Below are 18909 nucleotides of genomic sequence, written 5' to 3' on the forward strand. Positions count from 1 at the left end.
ATGAATTCCCCAGCCCTGCCCGCCTTGGCGGTCGACGGCCTCGGTCTGCAGATCGGCGGTGCGCGCATCCTCCAGGATGTGGGCTTCGCCATCGGCGCCGGCGAAATGGTCGGCGTGATCGGCCCCAACGGTGCCGGCAAGACCACGTTGTTCAACCTGATTTCCGGTGTCATGCGGCCCACGGCGGGCAGCATCACGCTGAACGGCAGGGAGATAACGGCCGCGCCCATCCACCGTCGGGCCAGGCCAGGGCAGGTCTGGGGCGGACCTTCCAGACCTCGAACCTGTTCCCCCGTCTCAGCGTGCTGGAAAACGTCCGGCTCGCCGCGCAGGCGAAACTGGGAGGCAGTTTCAGCGTGCTGCGATTTCCCGCAGCGTCCGACGAAGCGACCCGGATTGCGCGCGGGACCATCGGGGAAGTCGGGCTCACGAGCCAGCTCATGACGGCGGCCGGCGATCTCTCGCACGGCGAGAAGCGCAAGGTGGAGATCGCCGTGCTGCTGGCAACGGATCCCGCCGTCGTCCTCCTGGACGAACCGATGGCCGGGGTGGCATCGGGGGACGTCCCGGCGCTCACGGCCATCATCCGGGGATTGCACCGGGACCGGGGATGCACGGTGATGATGGTGGAGCACCACATGGACGTGGTCCTGGGCCTGGTAGACCGGGTGGCGGTGATGCACCATGGCAGCTTGCTCGCCCTGGACAGTCCGGAGGCCGTGATGTCCGACGCGACAGTGCAAAGTGCCTATCTTGGAGAACCCGTATGAGCACTGCAGCGGACCCCCGCCCGATTCTTAGCCTTCAGGGCCTCAGCGCCCACATCGCCGGGCAGCAGGTCGTGGAGGACGTCTCGTTCATCGTCCCGGCCACCGGCATCACCGCCCTGCTGGGGCGCAACGGGGTGGGGAAAACCAGCACCATCAAGGCCATCATTGGCCTGATCGACAGAACCGGGGCCGTTGAGCTCGACGGTGTACGGATCGAGAAGGAACCAACGTTCAAGATTGTCCGCAGCGGGGTGGGCTACGTTCCCGAGGACCGCGAAGTCTTCGCCAAACTCACCGTGGCAGAAAACCTCAGACTTGCCGAGCGGGACGCCGCACCCCGGCGCCAGCTCGTCGAGGAGCTCTTCCCGGACCTGTTGGCCCGGTCCGCGCAAATGGCAGGAACCCTCTCCGGCGGCCAGCAGCAAATGGTCTCACTGGCGCGCGCGCTGCTGAATACCAACAAGATCCTGCTGGTGGATGAACCCACCAAGGGCCTGGCTCCGAAAATTGTCTCGGAGGTTGCCGAGACGCTCGCCGAGGCCGCCAGGACCGTGCCCATCCTGCTGGTCGAGCAGAACCTGCACGTCGTCCGCCAACTCGCCGAGGGTGCCGTCGTCCTCTCCGGCGGCAGGGTGGTCCACACCGGCCGGGCCCTGGAATTCCTCGACGACGCCGAGCTAACCCAGCGCCTCCTGGGGGTCTCCGCTGAGGGCCCCGCGCGGGACCATACCGTGAGGGGGACCGCCCTGTGAGTACCGTTGTCCTCTTGCTCTTCACCGGCCTGGGCCTGGGTGCCCTGTACTTCCTCGTGGCCGCCGGACTGTCTCTGATTTACGGGCTGATGGGAGTGCTCAACTTCGCGCACGGGGCCTTCCTTACCCTTGGAGCCTTCGCCGGCTGGGAAATCGCCCGGCGGACCGGCTCCGATAGCTGGGGAACATTCCTGCTTTCGCTCCTGGCCGGCGCGGCTGCCGCTGCCGCCTTCGCCGCTTTCACCGAGTTTGTCCTGATCCGCAGGCTCTACCAGCGGCACATCGAGCAGGTCCTCATTACGGTGGGCCTGTCCCTCGCGGCCGTCGCCCTCTTTGACGGAATCTGGGGCACCGATCCGGTGTTCATCCAGGGACCTGCGTGGTTCAAGGAAACCACCGAGGTCCTCGGCGCCCGGGTACCCAACGATCGCTTTGTTTGCATCGTCGCCGCCGTCCTGGTGCTGCTGGCCATGGTGTTCTTCCTGAAAAACACCCGCTACGGCATGATCATCCGCGCCGGCGTCGAGAACCGTTCCATGGTGACGGCCCTTGGCATCGATGTCCGGAAGGCCTTTACCCTCGTCTTTACGATCGGCGGAGCCGCGGCGGGACTCGGCGGGGTCCTGGCCTCGCACTACTTTGGCTACGTCTCACCGATGCTGGGCGGCTCGCTGCTGATCTTCGCATTCATCGTCACAGTGATCGGCGGACTGGGTTCGCTGACCGGCGCAGCCATCGCTGCCGTCGCTGTCGCCGTACTGCAACAGTTCGCCAACTTTTATCTCGGCGGCACCGGCGACTTCGTTGTGGTGCTCGCCCTGGCGTTGGTCCTGCTGTTCCGTCCATCCGGCCTGCTCGGGAGAACCTCATGACCACTGATACTGACGCCGCCGGCACCAACGCCGGAAACATCCAGAGCACTGGCAACAGCACCCGCGAGCACGCTGGCGGCGCCCTCCGGGCAACCCCCGGCGGCGGCCGGGGACTCCCAACCCGCCGAAGGATCGCCGGCCTGGCCGCCGGGGCCGCCGGGATCGTGTTCCTGTTCCTGCTGCCGCTGCTCAATCTGTCCCTGCCGGGAGTGTTGCCCGGGCCGACGTACACGCCCGGTTCCCTGCAGTTGCTCGCGATGTGTATGTTGATGGCTGCCGCAGCCCTGACCTACCATTTGCTGCTCGGTGTCGCCGGACTGTTGTCCTTTGGCCATGCGTTGTATTTCGGGGCCGGCGTCTACGGCCTGGCGATCATCCTGCAAAACCTGGACATCCCGCTGGTGCCTGCAATGGGACTGACCCTGCTGATTGTCATTGTGTTGGCCCATGTGGTGGGCAGCATCAGCTTGCGGGTCAACGGCATCCCCTTCGCCATGGTCACGCTCGCGTTCGCCCAGGCCGGCTCGGTCATAGTAGGACGCAACCCGGACGGCACCACCGGCGGAGATGAAGGCCTGACGCTGCGCACCGACAACCTGCCGGACTTCCTTGTCGGAGTGGTCAATACACGCAACCTCTACTGGCTGGCCCTGGTGGTGCTGGTGGCTGTCTTCGTCGTGGTGACCTGGGTACAGTCCTCCCGCGCCGGGCACGTCGCCGCCGCAGTGCGCGAGAACGAGCTGCGCGTCCGCGTCCTGGGCCTGCAGCCGTACCTCGTCAAGCTGCTCATCTTTGTGGTCTCCGCCGTCCTGGTCAGCATCATCGGTATGGTGTTCCTGCTGCTCCAGAGCGGCGCCGTGCCGCGGGCCATGTCCGCGGACCTGACCATCACGTTGTTGGTGATGGTGGTCCTGGGCGGCGTCGGTTCACGCTGGGGTGCCGTGATCGGTGGAGTCTTCTACACCATCCTGGACCAGCGCCTCACGACGCTGGCAAACTCCGATGCAATCAATGCCTTGCCGGACATCCTTCGGGTACCGCTGTCGGAACCCCTGTTCATCCTGGGCACCTTGTTTATCCTCGTGGTGCTGTTCCTGCCAGGCGGCTTGACGGGCACCGCACAGCGGCTGGCCGGCCGCCGCAACCCAAGCAGGGGGCCCGGCAAGGGAAATGAAGGTGCCGGGCCCCCCGGCACGGGCCGCCAACAGAGGGCGGCGTCCCGCGAGATCCTGGAGGAATCCGAATGATACCCGTCGACGGGCTGCACACCCTGGGCCGCTGGACCACTGACCGCAGCCTTTCCACCCCCCTGCGGATCGCCGTTGACGACCGCGGCTGCACGCTGAGCTACGGCGAACTGGAGCGTCGGGCTGCCGGACTCGCCGCTGCCTTGAAGGTCGCCGGCTACGTCACCGGGGACCGGGTCGCGACCCTGACGGGCAATAGCTCAGACCACGTTGTGGTGTTTTTCGCCTGCGCCAAGGCGGGCCTGGTCCTCGTCCCGCTGTCCTGGCGGCTCTCAGCCAGGGAGCTCGCCGCGCAGCTGGAGCTCGCCGAGCCGCAGCTGCTGCTTGTCGAGGACGAACTGGACTCCCTCGCCGCGGGGGCCTGCACCTTGTTGGCGCACCGGCCGCGGACCGCCGCGCTGGGCCCCGGCGGCATTGAAAAGTCGGTGCCACCACCGTCCCGGCCGCTGATTGTGTCCGGTCCGGGCGCCGGCGGGCCCGGGATCAACCGGGAAGTGCGCGACGACGATCCCCTCCTGATGGTCTTCACGTCCGGAACCGAGGGCGCCAGCAAGGCCGCCGTGCTGACCCACGCCAACTGCTTCTGGACCAATCTGTCCCTGTCCCGAACGCTGGATCTTGGCAGCACCGACGTCGTGCTGGCCGTGCTGCCGCAGTTCCACGTGGGGGGCTGGAACATCCAGCCCCTGCTGGCCTGGTGGACGGGGGCAACCGTGGTTCTCGAACGCGGCTTCGAACCTGGCAGGGTCCTGCAGCTGATCACGGAGCGGCGCGTTACCATGCTCATGGGTGTCCCTACCCAGTACCTGATGCTCGCCGAGCATCCGGACTTCGCGTCCGCCGGGTTGGCCAGCCTCCGGCACGCCGTGGTGGGCGGGGCACCCATGCCGGCACCGCTGCTGCGGATCTGGCACCGCAGGGGAGTGGCCCTGAGCCAGGGCTACGGACTCACGGAAGCGTCACCGAATGTCCTTTGCCTTGCCAACGAGGACGCCGCCCGGATGGTGGGGTCATCGGGCAAACCGTACCCGCATGTCGCCGTCGCCGTGGCCGACCCGGTGACGGGGGACATCCTGGACGGCGCCGCCACCGGCGAACTCCTGGTGGGCGGCCCCGGGGTCTTTGCCGGCTACTTCCGCGACCCGGCCGCTACTGCGGCCGTCCTGGCCGGCGGCTGGCTTCGCACCGGTGACCTCGTGGAGCGCGACGCCGAGGGATACATCAAAGTCGTGGACCGGCTCAAGGACATCTACATTTCAGGGGGCGAAAACGTGGCCCCGGCTGAGGTCGAGGCGGTACTGCTGGACCATCCGGCAGTGGCGCAGGCCGCCGTCGTTGGCGTCGACGACGAGCGCTGGGGCGAAACCGGTGTGGCTTTTGTAGTGATCCGCCCCGGCCTTGCCACCGATGATCAGGACCTCCTTGAGCACTGCGCTGCCCGGCTGGCCCACTTCAAAGTTCCGGCACGGATCGTCACTGTTGCCGCATTGCCCCGCACTGCCTTGAACAAGGTGCTGCGCGGCCGGCTGCGGCAGCAGCTGGGCGGGGACGGGCCGGCGGCACAACCGGACAACAGGGGCGCCTTCCTGCCCGCGGACGGGAGTCAACGATGAGCGCCGCGCCGCGCACCGCGAGGGGTACCCGCACCCGGGCCAAACTGCTGCAGGCTGCCGAAACGGTCTTCGCTTCGGTGGGCTACCACGAGGCCTCTATTGTAAAAATCACCGAGGAGGCAGGCGTCGGACTCGGCACGTTCTACCTCTACTTCGAGGGCAAACAAGCCATTTTCGATGAGGTCGTTGAGGACCTGAACCGGCGGGTACGGCACGCCATGGCGGAGGCCGCCGGATCCGCCGGCACCCGTCTCGCAGCCGAACGCGCCGGGTTCCGGGCCTTCTTCAAATTCACCGCAGAACATCCCGCGCTGTACCGCATCATTCGGCAGGCCGAGTTCGTCTCGCCCGGGGCGCTGCGCCTGCACTACACCCGGATCGTCAATGGCTACATCGAAGGGCTTAAAGCCGCGCAGCTCAGCGGCGAAGTCCGGGACATGGACCCCACGGTCGCGGCGTGGGCCCTCATGGGCATCGGCGAACTTATCGGCATGCGCTGGGTGCTGTGGGACGAGGAAGGCACCGAGCCGGCGCACGGTGCCCGGCCTGATGTCCCGGAGGAAGTCTTTGAGCAAATGATGCAGTTCATCGAACGTGCCCTCGCACCGACGCCGGGTCCAACTCCCGGCCCCGCCACCAAACCGATACAGGCTCCGGAAAGGACAGTCCCATGAACGAGGCCACTGCTGACCCCGGCTACCGGACCATCGAGGTTGAGGTCCGTGGCGGAACCCTGCACACCGCCCTCTGGGGACCCGCGGACGCTGCTGCCCCGACCATCCTGGCGGTGCACGGTGTTACGGCGTCCCACAAGGCCTGGCTGGCGTTGTCCCGGGCGCTGCCGGACGTCAGGATCATTGCCCCGGACCTGCGGGGCCGGGGCCGGAGCAACGGGCTGCCTGCTCCCTACGGGATGCCGTCCCACGCAGGGGACCTCGCGGCCGTGCTGACCGCACTCAGCACCGGGCCCGTGGTGGTTGTTGGCCATTCGATGGGAGGTTTCGCCGCCGTGGTGATGGCGAACCTGTTTCCGGCGCTGGTGCGGTCCCTGGTGCTGGTCGACGGCGGGCTGCCGCTCCAGGTGCCGGCGCAGCTCAGCGACGAAGAAATCGTCGCTGCGGTGCTGGGTCCGGCGGCCGAGCGCTTGAACGCAGCCTTCCCCAGCAAGGAGGCCTATCGCGGCTTTTGGCGGCAGCATCCGGCCTTCAGTGCGGACTGGAACCCGCTCGTGGAGGAATACGTCGATTACGACCTCACCGGCGAGGCACCGCAGCTCCGGCCGGCCACCCGGTACCAGGCGATGGCGGACGACACCGCCGAACTGCACCGGGGCGCTTCACTGCTAAAGGCCCTGGCTGAGCTCGCGGTCGAAACCATTGCGTTGCGGGCCCCGCGGGGGTTGCTCAATGAAGCCGGCGGCCTTTACGCGCCCGGCTACCTGAATACCTGGGCGGACAAGCTGCCTTCCCTGTCCGTCCGCGAAGTCCCCGACGTTAACCACTACACGATTATTATGGGCGGGGCCGGCGCAGCCGCCGTCGCGGACACCGTGCGTTCGGCGCTGGCGGCTCCTTAGCCGCCGGCGAAGGGCGGCAACACATCAACGACGTCGTCCGGCTGCAGCACCACCGCACGGTTCCGCACCGCCACCTCGTTGCGCAGGAAGCTGCTTCGTGACAGTAAACGCGCCAGCGGCGGGGTCCCGGCCGGGGGTTCCGGGCGTTCGACGGCGAGGATCGCATCCAGCAACGCGGCGAGCGTGGCGTCCGCGGGCAGGTCGAAGAGTTCACTGTCGACGCCGGCGGCAGCGCGCGCGGCAGCGAAGTAACGTACATTCACAGGTGGTTCAGCCTCCGATGGCGCTCATGCTGCGGTCCGGCTGGACGAAGTCCGGGGCGTCCAGCCCGACGTGGTCCATACCGTGGGCCTTGGGCTTGATCCACATGGCATCCTGCCAGCGCTCGGCGAGTTGTTCGTCGCTGGCGCCCTGGCGAAGCAGGTCCAGCAGATCCACTTCCTCACGGGAAAACAGGCAGCTCATAATCTTGCCCTCCGCTGTGATGCGGGTGCGGCGGCAGTCCGCGCAAAACGGCTCGGTCACGGAGGCGATGATCCCGACGGTTCCAAGTACGGGGCCGGTCGCCTCGGCGGTGCCGGGAACCCGCGCCCGGACTTCGAAGCGTTCCGCGGGGGCGCCGTCGCGGTCCCGCGGATCGGCGCTCAGGACGTAATCAACGGAGAGCAAATCGCGGATTTCCGCGGCCGTGATCATGTTCCTGCGGGTCCAGCCGTGGTCCGCGTCGAGCGGCATTTGCTCGATGAAACGCAGTTCGTAGCCGCGGTCCAGGGCCCATGCCAGCAGCGCGGGGGACTCGGCGTCGTTGATGCCGCGCATCAGCACTGCATTGAGTTTTACGGGACCCAAGCCAGCGGCCCAGGCGGCGTCCACGCCGGCCAGGACCTTGTTCAGGACGGGGCGCCGGGTCAGTTGGGTAAACGTTTCCTCATGCAGCGAATCCAGTGAGACGTTGATCCGGGACAGCCCCGCCGCCTTCAACCCGGCGGCTTTTTTGTCCAGCCCGACGGCGTTTGTGGTCATCGAGATGGGAAGGTCCGGGTGTGCCTGCCGGAGGGCTGAAATGATATCCAGCAGGTCCGCCCGGACCAGCGGTTCGCCGCCGGTGAGCCGCAGTTCACGCACCCCCAGCATGTCGACGCCGATCCTGACGATCCGGACAATCTCCGCCGCGGACATCACTGCCTGCTTGGAGAGCCACTGAAGGCCCTCGGCCGGCATGCAGTAGGTGCAGCGCAGATTGCACTTGTCCGTCAGGGAGAGCCGCATATCGGTGGCACGTCGGCCGTAGCGGTCGAGGAGGCCCGCGGGCATTCCGGCCGGGCGTGCGGTGGGCTGCGTCGCAGAAATTCCCTCGCCGGATGCGTCATCCGCGCGGGGCTGGGGCATGCCTAGCTGAACACTCATAGGATCAGGCTACGCCAACCCGACGCCGGCAACACTCCGGTCCGGTCCGGATTCCGCTGCCGGCGTTCCGCCGCCCGTTCCGTGGTCCGTACCGTCGTCCACCCGGCGCTGTCGGGCGGCACAAAACCTATGATGGAGGGGTGAACACGACCCCTAACCGTCAACCAGCGGCGCCTGCGCCCACCCCGGGCCCCGGCGGGCGCACCGAGGTGCCGGCTGTCCCCAGGCCGCGAAGTCCGGCCCGGCACACGGGCGGCTGGGCTGCAGCGGCCGGAATCACGGCCGTCGGGACGGGCCTTGCCCTGGGGGAGCTCACTGCCGGATTCGTGAGTCCTTCCCTTTCCCCGGTGACAGCTGTGGGCGGGGCCGTGATCGATGCTGTCCCGCCGGGAGTCAAGGACTGGGCTGTTTCGCTCTTCGGGACGGCGGACAAGGTAGCCCTGCTCGGTGGCATGGCGCTGCTGATCGCCGGACTGGCAGCCCTGTCCGGAGTCGTCGAAGCGCGCCGGCGCTTCGCCGGGGTTGCCCTGATTGCCGTCTTCGGCGCAGTGGGGCTGGTGGCAGTACTTGGCCGGGCCGAACTGACGTTGAACGCGGTCCCGGTCCCGTTGCTCGCCGCCATCGTGGGGATGATTGCGCTGCGGTGGCTGGTCCGGCGGCTGGGCGAATGGCACAGCCGTGCCCTACGGGCGCCCGCGGATTCCGCCCCGGGCACCACCGCCCCGGCGGCTGCTCCGGGCACCGCCGCCCCCGCCCCGGCGCCTGCTCCGGGCACCACCGCCCCCGGCACCGCCGCTTCCGCCTCCGCTCCGGCGCCTGCTCCGGCCCGGCGTCGATTCTTCCAGGCGCTCGGCGGAACGGCCGCTGCCGCCCTCATCGCGGGGGTGCTGGCTTCAACAATCCGCGGGGCAGCCGCAGCCGTGAGTGAACTGCGCAGCAAGCTGGTGCTTCCCGGACCATCGGCACCGGCCCCGCCGGTCCCGGCCGGCGCTGAACTCGGGCTGGAGGGCGCGGTGCCGCTGGTGACGCCGAACAAGGACTTTTACCGGATTGACACCGCGTTGCGCGTCCCGGTGGTGAACCCGGAGCAGTGGACCCTCAAAGTCATCGGCCTGGTGGAGCAGGAGATCTCCCTGGACTTTGCCGCCCTGCTGGCCAAACCCTTGATCGAACGGCACGTCACCATCGCCTGTGTCTCCAATGCGGTGGGCGGGGACCTGATCGGCAATGCCCGGTGGCTGGGTTGGCCGGTCAGGGAACTACTGGCACTGGCCCGCCCGAAGGACGGCGCGGACATGGTGCTGTCCCGCAGCGCGGACGGCTGGACGGCCGGCACCCCGCTGGAGGCGCTGACGGATGACCGTGACGCACTCCTGGCGGTTGGTATGAACGGCGACCCGCTGCCGCTCGAGCACGGCTTCCCGGTCCGAATGATCGTCCCGGGCCTTTACGGCTACGTTTCGGCGACCAAGTGGGTCACAGAGCTTAAGGTGACGCGCTTCGCGGATGACGCCGGATACTGGACGCCCCGCGGCTGGAGCGAGCGAGGGCCGGTTAAAACCTCCTCCCGGATCGACGTGCCGCGGCAGGCCCGGTCGGTCCAGGCCGGGACGGTGGCCTTCGGCGGCGTCGCGTGGGCCCAGCACACCGGGATTGGCCGGGTCGAGCTCAGGGTCAACCGCGGCACCTGGCAGCCGGCGCAGCTGGCCCCCGGGATCTCCCGCGACACGTGGTACCAGTGGAAACTCGAACTGCAGCTGAGCCCCGGCCAGTACGAGGTCCAGGTCCGCGCCACGGACCTCAACGGCGTCGCGCAGGTGGAAGAGCGCGCGCCCGTGGCGCCCAGCGGTGCTACCGGCTTTCACACGGTTAGAGTTGATGTGAAGTCCTAGCGGGCCGGGCCAAACACGCCAGGGCCACGGAGCCGGGCCGGCGACTCAGGTCAATGGCCCACGACGAGGGGTCACGAACGAATGCACAGCACCCAGGCACGGCACGTCACCGTGGCAGCGCACCGCGAATCGGTCCGCCGGCTGTTGGCCCCGCTCCGCACCCCGGACCGGATCGAGATGCTCCCGCTCCTGGCGGCACTGGGCCGCGGACTCGCTGCGGACGTCGTGGCTCCGCTGGACCTGCCGCCATTTGCGAATTCGCAGATGGACGGCTTTGCCATCCGGAGTGCTGACGTACCCGACGGCGGCACCGAACTGACCGTTGTGGCCCCCGTCGCGGCCGGCGCGGCGCCCCCTGAACTGGCTGCCGGGACTGCCGCGCCGATCATGACCGGAGCCATGCTGCCAGCCGGCGCCGACGCCGTCGTCCCGATCGAGCAGGCGGACCCCGCGGCTTTCCCCCTCCCGGGAGTGCCGGCCACGGTCCGCCTTCCCGCCGCCCCGGCACGAAACTTCGTCCGCGACGCCGGCAGCGACATCCGCACCGGTGAGCTGGCTCTCACCGCTGGAACGTGCCTCGGACCCGGTCAGCTGGGGCTGCTGGCCGCGCTGGGATACACCGAGGTAGCCGTCTACCAAGCCCTGCGGGTCCTCCTGGTCACCACCGGGGACGAGGTTGTGGAGCCGGGACGGCCGCTGGGCGCCGGCAAGATCTACGACTCCAACGCCACCTTGCTCGAGGCATCCATGCGCCAGGCCGGCCTCGACGTCACCCGGACCGGGGTTTCGACCGACCGTCCGGAGGAGCTCGCCGCCCTGCTGGGCCTGCACCTGGCGGACATTGACCTGATTGTTACTACCGGCGGCGTCAGCAAAGGCGCGTATGAAGTGGTCCGGCAGGCGATGGAGGGTCATCGCGTCGACTTCTTCGGCGTCGCGATGCAGCCCGGCGGCCCGCAGGGAATCGGAACCTTCGAAGGAGTGCCAGTGCTGGGCTTCCCGGGGAACCCGGTGAGCTGCCTCGTGTCCTTCGAAATGTTCCTGCGGCCGGCGCTCGGGGACCTCTTCGGTTCGCCCGCCCCGCGGCCGGCAGTCAAGGCCCGCCTGGCCGGGGCGCTCACGTCACCGGCAGGCAAACACCAGGTGCGGCGCGGCACGGTCCTTCCCGACGGCACCGTCAGGCTTGAAGGCGGGTCCGGTTCGCACCTCGTCAGTGCGCTGGCGCACTCCAACGCCCTGATCCAGGTGCCCGAAGGTACCGCTGCGCTCGCTGCGGGCGCCGAGGTGGAAGTATGGATGCTGTGAATGAAGAGAACCCTCCAAAGAAGACCCCCGCAGGGATGACCCCCGCACCGGAGGGCCCGGGCCTGACCCACCTGCGGCAGGATGGCACGGCCCAGATGGTGGACGTGTCCAACAAGGCCGAAAGCACCCGCGAGGCCACCGCCACCGCCACAGTCCGCAGCACGGAGGAGGTCCTGGCGCTCCTCGGCAGCGGAGACCTGCCCAAAGGCGATGCCCTGGCTGTCGCCCGGGTCGCCGGCATCCTGGCCGCCAAGAAAACCCCGGACTTAATCCCGCTTTGCCACCCGCTGCCGATCGCCAAGGTCACCGTCGACTTTGAACTCGGCGCCGACTCGGTCACCGTGTTCGCCACGGTTAAGACCCGCGGGGTCACCGGCGTCGAAATGGAAGCGCTGACCGCAGCCTCCGTCGCCGCCCTCAGCGTGTACGACATGATCAAGGCAGTAGACAAGCACGCGGTCCTGACCGATATCAAGGTGCTGGCCAAAAGCGGCGGCAAGAGCGGGGACTGGAGACTGTGAGCATGCCTGAACCACACCGCCACGGTGAAGCGAGCGGGCGTAAGGCCGGCGTTGTTATTGCTTCGACCCGGGCCGCGGCCGGGGTCTATAAGGACCTGACCGGGCCCGTCATCATCGATTGGCTAACCGAACACGGCTTTGAACCCTACCCGGCCCTCGTGGTCCCGGACGGAGACGCGGTGGGCGGTGCCCTGCGCGCGCTCCTGAGCCAGGCTCCGGCCGTTATCATCACCAGCGGCGGCACCGGGCTGAGCCCCACAGACGCTACCCCGGAACAGACCCTGCCACTGTTGGACCGGGAGATCCCGGGCATCATGGAAGGCATCCGCAGCGCCGGATCTGCCAAGACCCCGACGGCGATGCTCAGCCGGGGCCACGCAGGCGCGGCCGGCCAGACCTTCATTATTAATCTCCCCGGTTCCCCCAAAGGCGTGATGGACGGCCTCAGCGTGCTCGATCCGATCCTGGGACACCTTTGCGACCAGCTGGAGGGCACCCATGGGCACTGAGCCACGCTTCGAAGTCATCAACGCGGTGCTTAGCGCCGACGCCATCTCGGTGGACCAGGCCATCGCCGCCGTCGAGTCCGACACCGTAGGTGCTGTGGTCAGCTTCAGCGGCGTGGTTAGGAACCACGACGGCGGCAAACCCGTCCAGCGCCTGAGCTACAGCGCCCACCCGACAGCGCACCAGGTGATGGCCGACGTCGTCGCGCAACTTGTCGCCGAACAGTCAGCCGCCGGACATCCCGGCAGTTCCGCGGACGTGCCTGCCCATCCTGTCCGGATCTGGGCGGCACACCGGATCGGGATGTTGGAGATCGGCGACCCCGCGCTGGTCTGTGCCGTCGCTGCGGCGCACCGCGGCCAGGCTTTCGCCGTCTGCTCGGAACTTGTGGACCGGATCAAGGCCCAGGTCCCGATCTGGAAGGAACAGTTCTTTGCCGACGGCACGGTCGAGTGGGTCGGCGCAGGGGAGTAGGCCCGCTGCCCGGCGGTAGGGTTGATGGCATGACCGAACAACTCGCAGTCGCCGTGCTGGGCGCGAACGGGCGCATGGGCGCCGAGGCGGTGCGGGCCATCGAGGCCGCCGCGGACCTGAAGCTTGTGGCCGCGCTGGGCCGGAACGATCCCCTGGAGACCCTCAGCGGCGCCGGAGCCCGGATCGTGGTGGACCTGACGGTCCCCGCAAGCACGGAAGCGAACGTCACCTACGCCGTTGAACACGGCATCCACGCTGTGGTGGGGACAACAGGCTGGGACGCGGCGCGACTGGCCCGGCTCGAGCAGCTCCTCGCCGGCCGGTCCGGTGTCGGGGTCCTGATCGCACCGAACTTCGCGCTCGGCTCGGTCCTCGCCTCCGCGTTTGCGGCCAAGGCCTCGCGCTACTTCGAATCCGTCGAAATCGTCGAACTGCACCACCCGGACAAGGTGGATGCCCCGTCCGGAACCGCCGTGCGCACCGCGCAGCTGATCTCCGCCGAGCGTGCAGACGCAGGCCTGCCCGCCAGCCCCGACGCCACCACCACCGGCCTGCCCGGCGCGCGCGGCTGCGACGTCGACGGAGTCCGCGTCCACAGTGTCCGGCTCCGGGGCCTCGTGGCACATCAGGAAGTCCTGCTTGGCGGGCCGGGTGAGCAGCTGACCTTCCGGCACGATTCCTTCGACCGGTCCTCTTTTATGCCCGGTGTGCTGCTGGGTGTGCGCAGCGTGGCCGCGAATCCGGGCCTCACCGTGGGCCTCGACGGCTACCTGGACCTGGGGCTCTGAGCGCTATGGCCAATGTCCTCACGCTCGTCAAAGCCAACCGCACCAAGATCTGGGTGGGTGCCGTGACGCTCCTGCTGGTCTTCTACCTGGTGGTGTCCTTCCAGCGCTCGGTGTTGCTGATGACGGACGCCAACCCGATGGCCAAGGCGATTGGGGCCGCCTACCTGGTCCTGCCGGTTATCGGAGCCTGGGCCCTTGCCCGGGAGCTGCTCTTCGGCGCCCGGACCGAACGGTTGGCGAAAATCCTCGAGGCCGAGGGCGGCCTGCCGGAAGACAACCTGCCGCGCACCCCGGCGGGGCGGATCATCCGCGATGCGGCGGACCGTGAATTCGAAAAGTACCGCGCCGAAGCGGAGGCTGCGCCGGCAGACTGGCGCTCCTGGTTCCGGCTCAGTTGCGCCTATGACGCCGCGGGAGACCGGAAACGGGCGCGCTCCTCGATGCGCGACGCACTCCGGCTGTATCGTGGCGGCAACGGCAACGGCAACGGCAACGGCAACGGCAACGGCAGGGCCTGAAACCCGGTCAGCGGAGGCGGGCCGGCTGGAAGCGGCCGAGCTGGTTGGCGGCATGAGCCACCCACTCCAGCGGACCCCGCCAGGCCAGGGCCGCGACGATTCCGCCAACAACCAGGGCTGCCCCGGCCTGCGCCCAGTACACGCCCTCGACCGTCCACCCCGCCGGTAGGGTCTGGCCGTACAACGCGGCCATCACGCACAGGTGGGCCGTGTAGAGACTCAGTGTCATGGCACCGGCACCCCGCAACGCAAGCAGCAGATCCACCCCGGTGCGCACGACCAGCCGGCCAAGCAACAGGCAGACTCCAACGACTGCGGCCGCCACCCCCGAGGTGTGCAGCAGATCCAGGGTGCTGCCCGAATGGGGTGCGCTGGAGGCGAGCCACCAGGCGGAGCCGGTTTGGTCCACGCCGGCCAGGTTGACCTGCAGGAGGCTCTCCAGCGGATAGGACGGATTCAGCAGGGACGCCTGCAGCGCCGCCCGGCCGCCCCAGTCCTCCATCAGCACCACGCCGAGCCACTTGGCTGCGACCGCCACCAGGGTTCCGGCTGCCAGCAGCAGGACCGGGACCAACGCCGTGGTCAGCGCCAGGCGGCCGATCGCGAGTCCGATCAGCAGGTAGGTGATCCACTGCAGCACCGGGTAATAGCCGGTGAAAAAAAGGTCCCCCAACAGCACGGCGGGGGTGGACAGGTCCCCCCACTCCGGGTTGTGGCCCAGCTGCAGCCGAGGCATCGCGGTGAGCAGCCACGGCCGCAACAGGAAAGCGAGCGCCGGGGTCACGAGCACCCAGCCGGCGGCAAGAACCAGCAGGCGTCTGACGTCCAGGCCGAGGAACGGCAGCACGCACAGGAACAGCACGGCGTAGTGGACCAGGATGATGGCTATATTAACCTCCAGTCCGCCGATGGAGAGCCCGACTGCGGCGACCACCAGGGCGCGCAGGGCGATTCCCCGCCGAGCCGCCCACAGTTGCGGACCCTGGAAGGGATGCTGTTTACCGGTTGAGAGGGCAAGCCCGATCCCCGCAAGGACCGCGAACAGTGCCGAGGCGCGCCCGGAAAACACCAAGCCCACCCAGGTGGGTGTGAGTTGGGCATCGGCTTCGAAGATGGGAAGAATATGGGTGGCCATCATGCCCAGGAGAGCCAGTCCGCGGGCGGCATCAATGCCTGGGAGGCGGGTTCCGGACTTACCGCCGGTACCCCTGGAACTGTTCCTGCCCCTGCCCCGTGCCGTCCCGGGTGGGGAAGCCATTCCGCGCGGCGTCATGCTTTGATCGTCTCATACTGCCGGTGCGGGGCCGGTCGAAAAGCCGCGCGGCCGGGGAGCCCTTGAATTCGAATATATGTTCGAATAGCATGGGGGCATGAACAACACTCCAGAGTCCGCAGCCCCGGGATCCACCCGAGCAGGTCAGTGCGGCCCGGACGCGGCGTCCGGGGTCCTCAAAGCGATGAGTCCCGGCGTCGTGGATTTCCTCTTCCGGCAATTGATCGCCGGCGAATCGGCAGAGGATGTCCAGTGGCACCGGGAAGGCACCGCCCTCGCCGCGCAGGCCCCGGGGGCGGAACTAGCCCGCCGGCTGGCCGAGACCGACCTCGAATCCCTGACCCCGGCGGAGCTATTCCACTATGTCCGGGCGGCCCAGCGCCTCGCGGTGTGGGCCGAGTCCCTGCGGGAAAGTGCGGTCGGCCGCTACTGCGCCACCCCGCCGGGCGGTGCTGGCACGGCCGCCTGAGAGTCCTTTGCCGCCGCAGCCGCGGCGTCTCCGGCCGGTTCCCGCACGGGTTTTGGGGCCGGCTTTGATCTTCATCACGTCGCGGCCATTGTCATATCATGCCGGGGACAGGGTAACGTTTTTCGTATGGCTGACTCTCGCGCTCGTTCTCGTATGTTCGGATCCCTCGTAACCGCCATGGTCACGCCTTTCACTTCCGCCGGCGAGGTCGACTACGAGCTGAACGCGGAACTGGCCAACAAGCTCGTCGATGACGGCCACGATGCGCTGGTCATCTCCGGCACAACGGGGGAGACCTCGACACTGGAAGACGACGAGAAGGAAAAGCTCTTCCGGGTTATCGTCGAGGCCGTAGGGGACCGCGCCAAGGTCATCGCCGGAACCGGCACCAACCACACCTCGCATTCGATCGAGATGGCCAAGCGCGCCGCCAAGGCCGGCGCCCACGGCCAGCTGATCGTCACCCCGTACTACAACAAGCCAAGCCAGGCCGGCATCCAGGCCCACATCGAAGCCGTCGCCAACGCCGCCGATCTTCCGGTGATGGTCTATGACATCCCGGGCCGCGCGGGCGTCCCGATCCTTCCGGAAACCATGATCCGGCTCGCGGACCACCCCAACATCGTTGCGCTCAAGGACGCCAAGGCCGACTTTGCCGCCGTCACCCGGGTCCTCGCGAACACCGACCTTGACGTCTATTCCGGCGATGACGGGCTCACGCTGCCCTGGATGGCAGCCGGAGCTGCCGGACTCGTCAGTGTCACCGCGCACGTCGCAACGCGGCAGTTCCGCGCCATGATCGATGCCGCACTTGCGGGCGACTTCGCCGCCGCCCGCACCATACATTTCGAACTGGACCCTGTGGTCCGTGCAGTGATGACCCATATCCAGGGTGCTGTTGCTGCGAAGCAAGTTCTTAAGTGGCAGGGAGTCCTGCCCAACTCGGTTGTCCGTTTGCCCCTCGTGGAGCCGGACGAAGCTGAGATCGAATCCATCCGCGAGGACTTGGCGGAAGCCGGAATGCTCTTTTCCTGATCAGGTGTTTGTTTCTGATAAGTAAAGACCATTCCGGTAACCGCCTGGAAAGTAGTGCATTATGACCCAAACCGCCCTTCCCGGCCTTGTTACGCCGCCGAAACTGCTCAAGGACACCCTGCGGATCGTTCCGCTCGGCGGCCTCGGGGAGATTGGCCGCAACATGACAGTCTTCGAAATCGACGGAAAGCTGCTGATTGTCGACTGCGGCGTCCTCTTTCCTGAGGAAACCCAGCCCGGCGTGGACCTGATCCTGCCCGATTTCTCCTACATCCGGAACCGCGTCGATGACATCGTTGCCGTCGTCCTGACCCACGGCCACGAGGACCACATCGGCGCTGTTCCCTACCTGCTGCGGCTGCGGGCAGACATTCCCCTGGTGGGATCCCAGCTGACCCTGGCGCTCATCGAGGCGAAGCTGCAGGAGCACCGGATCAAGCCGGTCACCCAGACCGTCGTCGAGGGCCAGGTCCAGAAATTCGGGCCGTTCGAATGCGAATTCGTGGCCGTCAACCACTCGATCCCTGACGCCCTTGCCGTGTTCCTGCGCACGCCCGGCGGAACCGTGCTGCACACCGGCGACTTCAAGATGGACCAGCTGCCGCTGGACGGCCGCATCACCGATCTCCGCCACTTCGCCAAACTGGGCGAAGAAGGTGTGGACCTGTTTATGTCGGACTCCACCAATGCCGACGTGCCCGGCTTCACCACGGCCGAAAAGGAAATCGGCCCGACCCTGGACCGGCTCTTCGGCCAGGCGTCCAAGCGCCTGATTGTCGCGTCGTTCTCCTCGCATGTGCACCGCGTCCAGCAGGTCCTGGACGCCGCCGCCAACCACAACCGCAAGGTTGCCTTCGTCGGCCGCTCCATGGTCCGCAACATGGCCATCGCCGAGAAGCTCGGCTACCTCGACGTGCCGCCGGGCATCCTCGTCGACATCAAGAACATCGACAACCTGCCGGACAACCGTGTGGTCCTGATGTCCACCGGTTCCCAGGGCGAGCCGATGGCGGCCCTGTCCCGCATGGCCAACGGTGACCACCGCGTCGTCGTCGGCCAGGGCGATACTGTCATCCTCGCCTCCAGCCTCATCCCGGGCAACGAGAACGCCGTCTTCCGCATCATCAACGGCCTGCTGAAGCTCGGTGCCGACGTTATCCACAAGGGCAACGCCAAGGTGCACGTCTCCGGCCACGCCGCGGCCGGCGAGCTGCTGTACTGCTACAACATCCTCGAGCCGCTCAACGCGATGCCGGTGCACGGTGAGACCCGGCACCTGATCGCCAACGGCAAGATTGCCCTGGACTCCGGTGTCCCGGAAGAGAGCATCCTTCTCGCGGACAACGGAACGGTCATCGATCTCCGTGACCACCAGGCCGACATCGTCGGCCAGGTCGAAGTCGGCTTCGTCTACGTCGACGGCTCCAGCGTCGGGGAAGTCACGGAATCTGACCTCAAGGACCGTCAGACACTCGGCGACGAAGGATTTATTTCCATCATCACCGTGATCCACCGCGCCACCGGCAAGGTCGTCTCCGGACCCGAGATCCACGCCCGCGGCGTGGCCGAGGACGACTCGGTCTTTGACGAGATCATCCCCAAGATCAACGCCGCCTTGGAAGAGGCCGTGCTCAACCGCTCGGACCACACCACCCACCAGCTGCAGCAGGTCGTTCGCCGCGTGGTTGGTACCTGGGTCAACCGCAAGCTCCGCCGCAAGCCCCTGATCATCCCGGTGGTCCTGGAGGCCTAAGCGCCGGCATTACCTAACGACGGCCTTCCCGGCCTGCCGCTGGCTAGCGCTTGCGGCGGACCGGGAGGGCCGTTGTGCGTTTCCGGCCGGCAACATGGAGCTCTCGAAGGCCCGGAAATCCGCGGTTTTCGGCCCGA

Annotated in this window: 19 protein-coding genes and 1 pseudogene; 17 read left to right on the top strand and 3 right to left on the bottom strand. The window is 67.6% G+C overall.

Annotated elements, in window-relative coordinates:
- The 7 genes and pseudogenes from QI450_RS04235 (at position 1) to QI450_RS04265 (ending at position 6830) form a co-directional block, all read left to right on the top strand.
- Positions 1 to 770: pseudogene (locus tag QI450_RS04235) on the top strand (ABC transporter ATP-binding protein).
- Entirely contained in the window at positions 767 to 1522 is a 756-nt protein-coding gene (locus QI450_RS04240) for an ABC transporter ATP-binding protein (RefSeq protein WP_226774205.1), read from the top strand. Before QI450_RS04235 ends, QI450_RS04240 begins: the two are co-directional and overlap by 4 nt.
- On the top strand, positions 1519 to 2394 hold the full coding sequence (locus QI450_RS04245; protein ID WP_226774204.1) for a branched-chain amino acid ABC transporter permease: 876 nt from the start codon (positions 1519 to 1521) through the stop codon (positions 2392 to 2394). The genes QI450_RS04240 and QI450_RS04245 overlap by 4 nt, the downstream gene beginning before the upstream one ends.
- A complete protein-coding gene (locus QI450_RS04250) occupies positions 2391 to 3641 on the top strand; it encodes a branched-chain amino acid ABC transporter permease (protein WP_226774203.1) in 1251 nt (416 codons plus the stop codon). The genes QI450_RS04245 and QI450_RS04250 overlap by 4 nt, the downstream gene beginning before the upstream one ends.
- A complete protein-coding gene (locus tag QI450_RS04255) occupies positions 3638 to 5254 on the top strand; it encodes an AMP-binding protein (RefSeq protein WP_226774202.1) in 1617 nt (538 codons plus the stop codon). Before QI450_RS04250 ends, QI450_RS04255 begins: the two co-directional genes overlap by 4 nt.
- Positions 5251 to 5928, top strand: coding sequence for a TetR/AcrR family transcriptional regulator (locus tag QI450_RS04260; RefSeq protein ID WP_226774201.1), 678 nt, complete (start codon positions 5251 to 5253; stop codon positions 5926 to 5928). Before QI450_RS04255 ends, QI450_RS04260 begins: the two co-directional genes overlap by 4 nt.
- Positions 5925 to 6830 carry an alpha/beta hydrolase gene (locus QI450_RS04265; protein ID WP_226774200.1) on the top strand — a complete coding sequence of 302 codons (906 nt, stop codon included), beginning with the start codon at positions 5925 to 5927 and terminating at the stop codon, positions 6828 to 6830. Before QI450_RS04260 ends, QI450_RS04265 begins: the two co-directional genes overlap by 4 nt.
- On the opposite strand, the gene QI450_RS04270 is transcribed toward QI450_RS04265, so the two are convergent.
- On the bottom strand, positions 6827 to 7093 hold the full coding sequence (locus tag QI450_RS04270) for a MoaD/ThiS family protein (RefSeq protein WP_226774199.1): 267 nt from the start codon (positions 7091 to 7093) through the stop codon (positions 6827 to 6829). The two genes, QI450_RS04265 and QI450_RS04270, sit on opposite strands and share 4 nt — an antisense overlap.
- A gap of 7 nt (positions 7094 to 7100) precedes the next feature.
- Positions 7101 to 8237: a GTP 3',8-cyclase MoaA gene (moaA, locus tag QI450_RS04275; RefSeq protein WP_226774198.1), complete on the bottom strand. Its 1137-nt coding sequence runs from the start codon at positions 8235 to 8237 to the stop codon at positions 7101 to 7103.
- Positions 8238 to 8446: 209 nt separating this feature from the next.
- On the opposite strand from moaA, the gene QI450_RS04280 reads away from it, so the two are divergent.
- The 7 genes from QI450_RS04280 to QI450_RS04310 all read left to right on the top strand — a co-directional run bounded on the left by QI450_RS04280 (position 8447) and on the right by QI450_RS04310 (position 14242).
- On the top strand, positions 8447 to 10129 hold the full coding sequence (locus tag QI450_RS04280) for a molybdopterin-dependent oxidoreductase (protein ID WP_282468162.1): 1683 nt from the start codon (positions 8447 to 8449) through the stop codon (positions 10127 to 10129).
- An 81-nt stretch (positions 10130 to 10210) separates the two neighbouring features.
- A complete protein-coding gene (glp, locus tag QI450_RS04285) occupies positions 10211 to 11434 on the top strand; it encodes a gephyrin-like molybdotransferase Glp (protein WP_226774383.1) in 1224 nt (407 codons plus the stop codon).
- 35 nt (positions 11435 to 11469) lie between these two features.
- On the top strand, positions 11470 to 11955 hold the full coding sequence (gene moaC, locus QI450_RS04290; RefSeq protein WP_226774387.1) for a cyclic pyranopterin monophosphate synthase MoaC: 486 nt from the start codon (positions 11470 to 11472) through the stop codon (positions 11953 to 11955).
- Between the two features lie 2 nt (positions 11956 to 11957).
- Positions 11958 to 12464: a MogA/MoaB family molybdenum cofactor biosynthesis protein gene (locus tag QI450_RS04295; protein ID WP_226774382.1), complete on the top strand. Its 507-nt coding sequence runs from the start codon at positions 11958 to 11960 to the stop codon at positions 12462 to 12464.
- Complete coding sequence (locus tag QI450_RS04300) at positions 12454 to 12936, top strand: molybdenum cofactor biosynthesis protein MoaE (RefSeq protein WP_226774381.1); 483 nt, start codon at positions 12454 to 12456, stop codon at positions 12934 to 12936. Before QI450_RS04295 ends, QI450_RS04300 begins: the two co-directional genes overlap by 11 nt.
- A gap of 29 nt (positions 12937 to 12965) precedes the next feature.
- Entirely contained in the window at positions 12966 to 13724 is a 759-nt protein-coding gene (dapB, locus tag QI450_RS04305) for a 4-hydroxy-tetrahydrodipicolinate reductase (RefSeq protein ID WP_226774380.1), read from the top strand.
- Positions 13725 to 13729: 5 nt separating this feature from the next.
- Positions 13730 to 14242: a hypothetical protein gene (locus QI450_RS04310; RefSeq protein ID WP_226774379.1), complete on the top strand. Its 513-nt coding sequence runs from the start codon at positions 13730 to 13732 to the stop codon at positions 14240 to 14242.
- 7 nt (positions 14243 to 14249) lie between these two features.
- Here QI450_RS04310 and QI450_RS04315 read toward each other — a convergent pair whose 3' ends face one another.
- Entirely contained in the window at positions 14250 to 15500 is a 1251-nt protein-coding gene (locus QI450_RS04315) for a heparan-alpha-glucosaminide N-acetyltransferase domain-containing protein (RefSeq protein WP_226774378.1), read from the bottom strand.
- A gap of 112 nt (positions 15501 to 15612) precedes the next feature.
- Here QI450_RS04315 and QI450_RS04320 point away from each other — a divergent pair, with 112 nt between their 5' ends.
- The 3 genes from QI450_RS04320 to QI450_RS04330 all read left to right on the top strand — a co-directional run bounded on the left by QI450_RS04320 (position 15613) and on the right by QI450_RS04330 (position 18772).
- Positions 15613 to 15984, top strand: coding sequence for a hypothetical protein (locus tag QI450_RS04320; RefSeq protein WP_226774377.1), 372 nt, complete (start codon positions 15613 to 15615; stop codon positions 15982 to 15984).
- A 126-nt stretch (positions 15985 to 16110) separates the two neighbouring features.
- Positions 16111 to 17019 carry a 4-hydroxy-tetrahydrodipicolinate synthase gene (dapA, locus tag QI450_RS04325; RefSeq protein WP_226774376.1) on the top strand — a complete coding sequence of 303 codons (909 nt, stop codon included), beginning with the start codon at positions 16111 to 16113 and terminating at the stop codon, positions 17017 to 17019.
- A gap of 61 nt (positions 17020 to 17080) precedes the next feature.
- Positions 17081 to 18772, top strand: coding sequence for a ribonuclease J (locus tag QI450_RS04330; RefSeq protein ID WP_226774375.1), 1692 nt, complete (start codon positions 17081 to 17083; stop codon positions 18770 to 18772).
- Positions 18773 to 18909 lie beyond the last annotated feature (137 nt).

The organism is Arthrobacter sp. EM1 (assembly GCF_029964055.1).
In the GTDB taxonomy this organism is placed as follows: domain Bacteria; phylum Actinomycetota; class Actinomycetes; order Actinomycetales; family Micrococcaceae; genus Arthrobacter.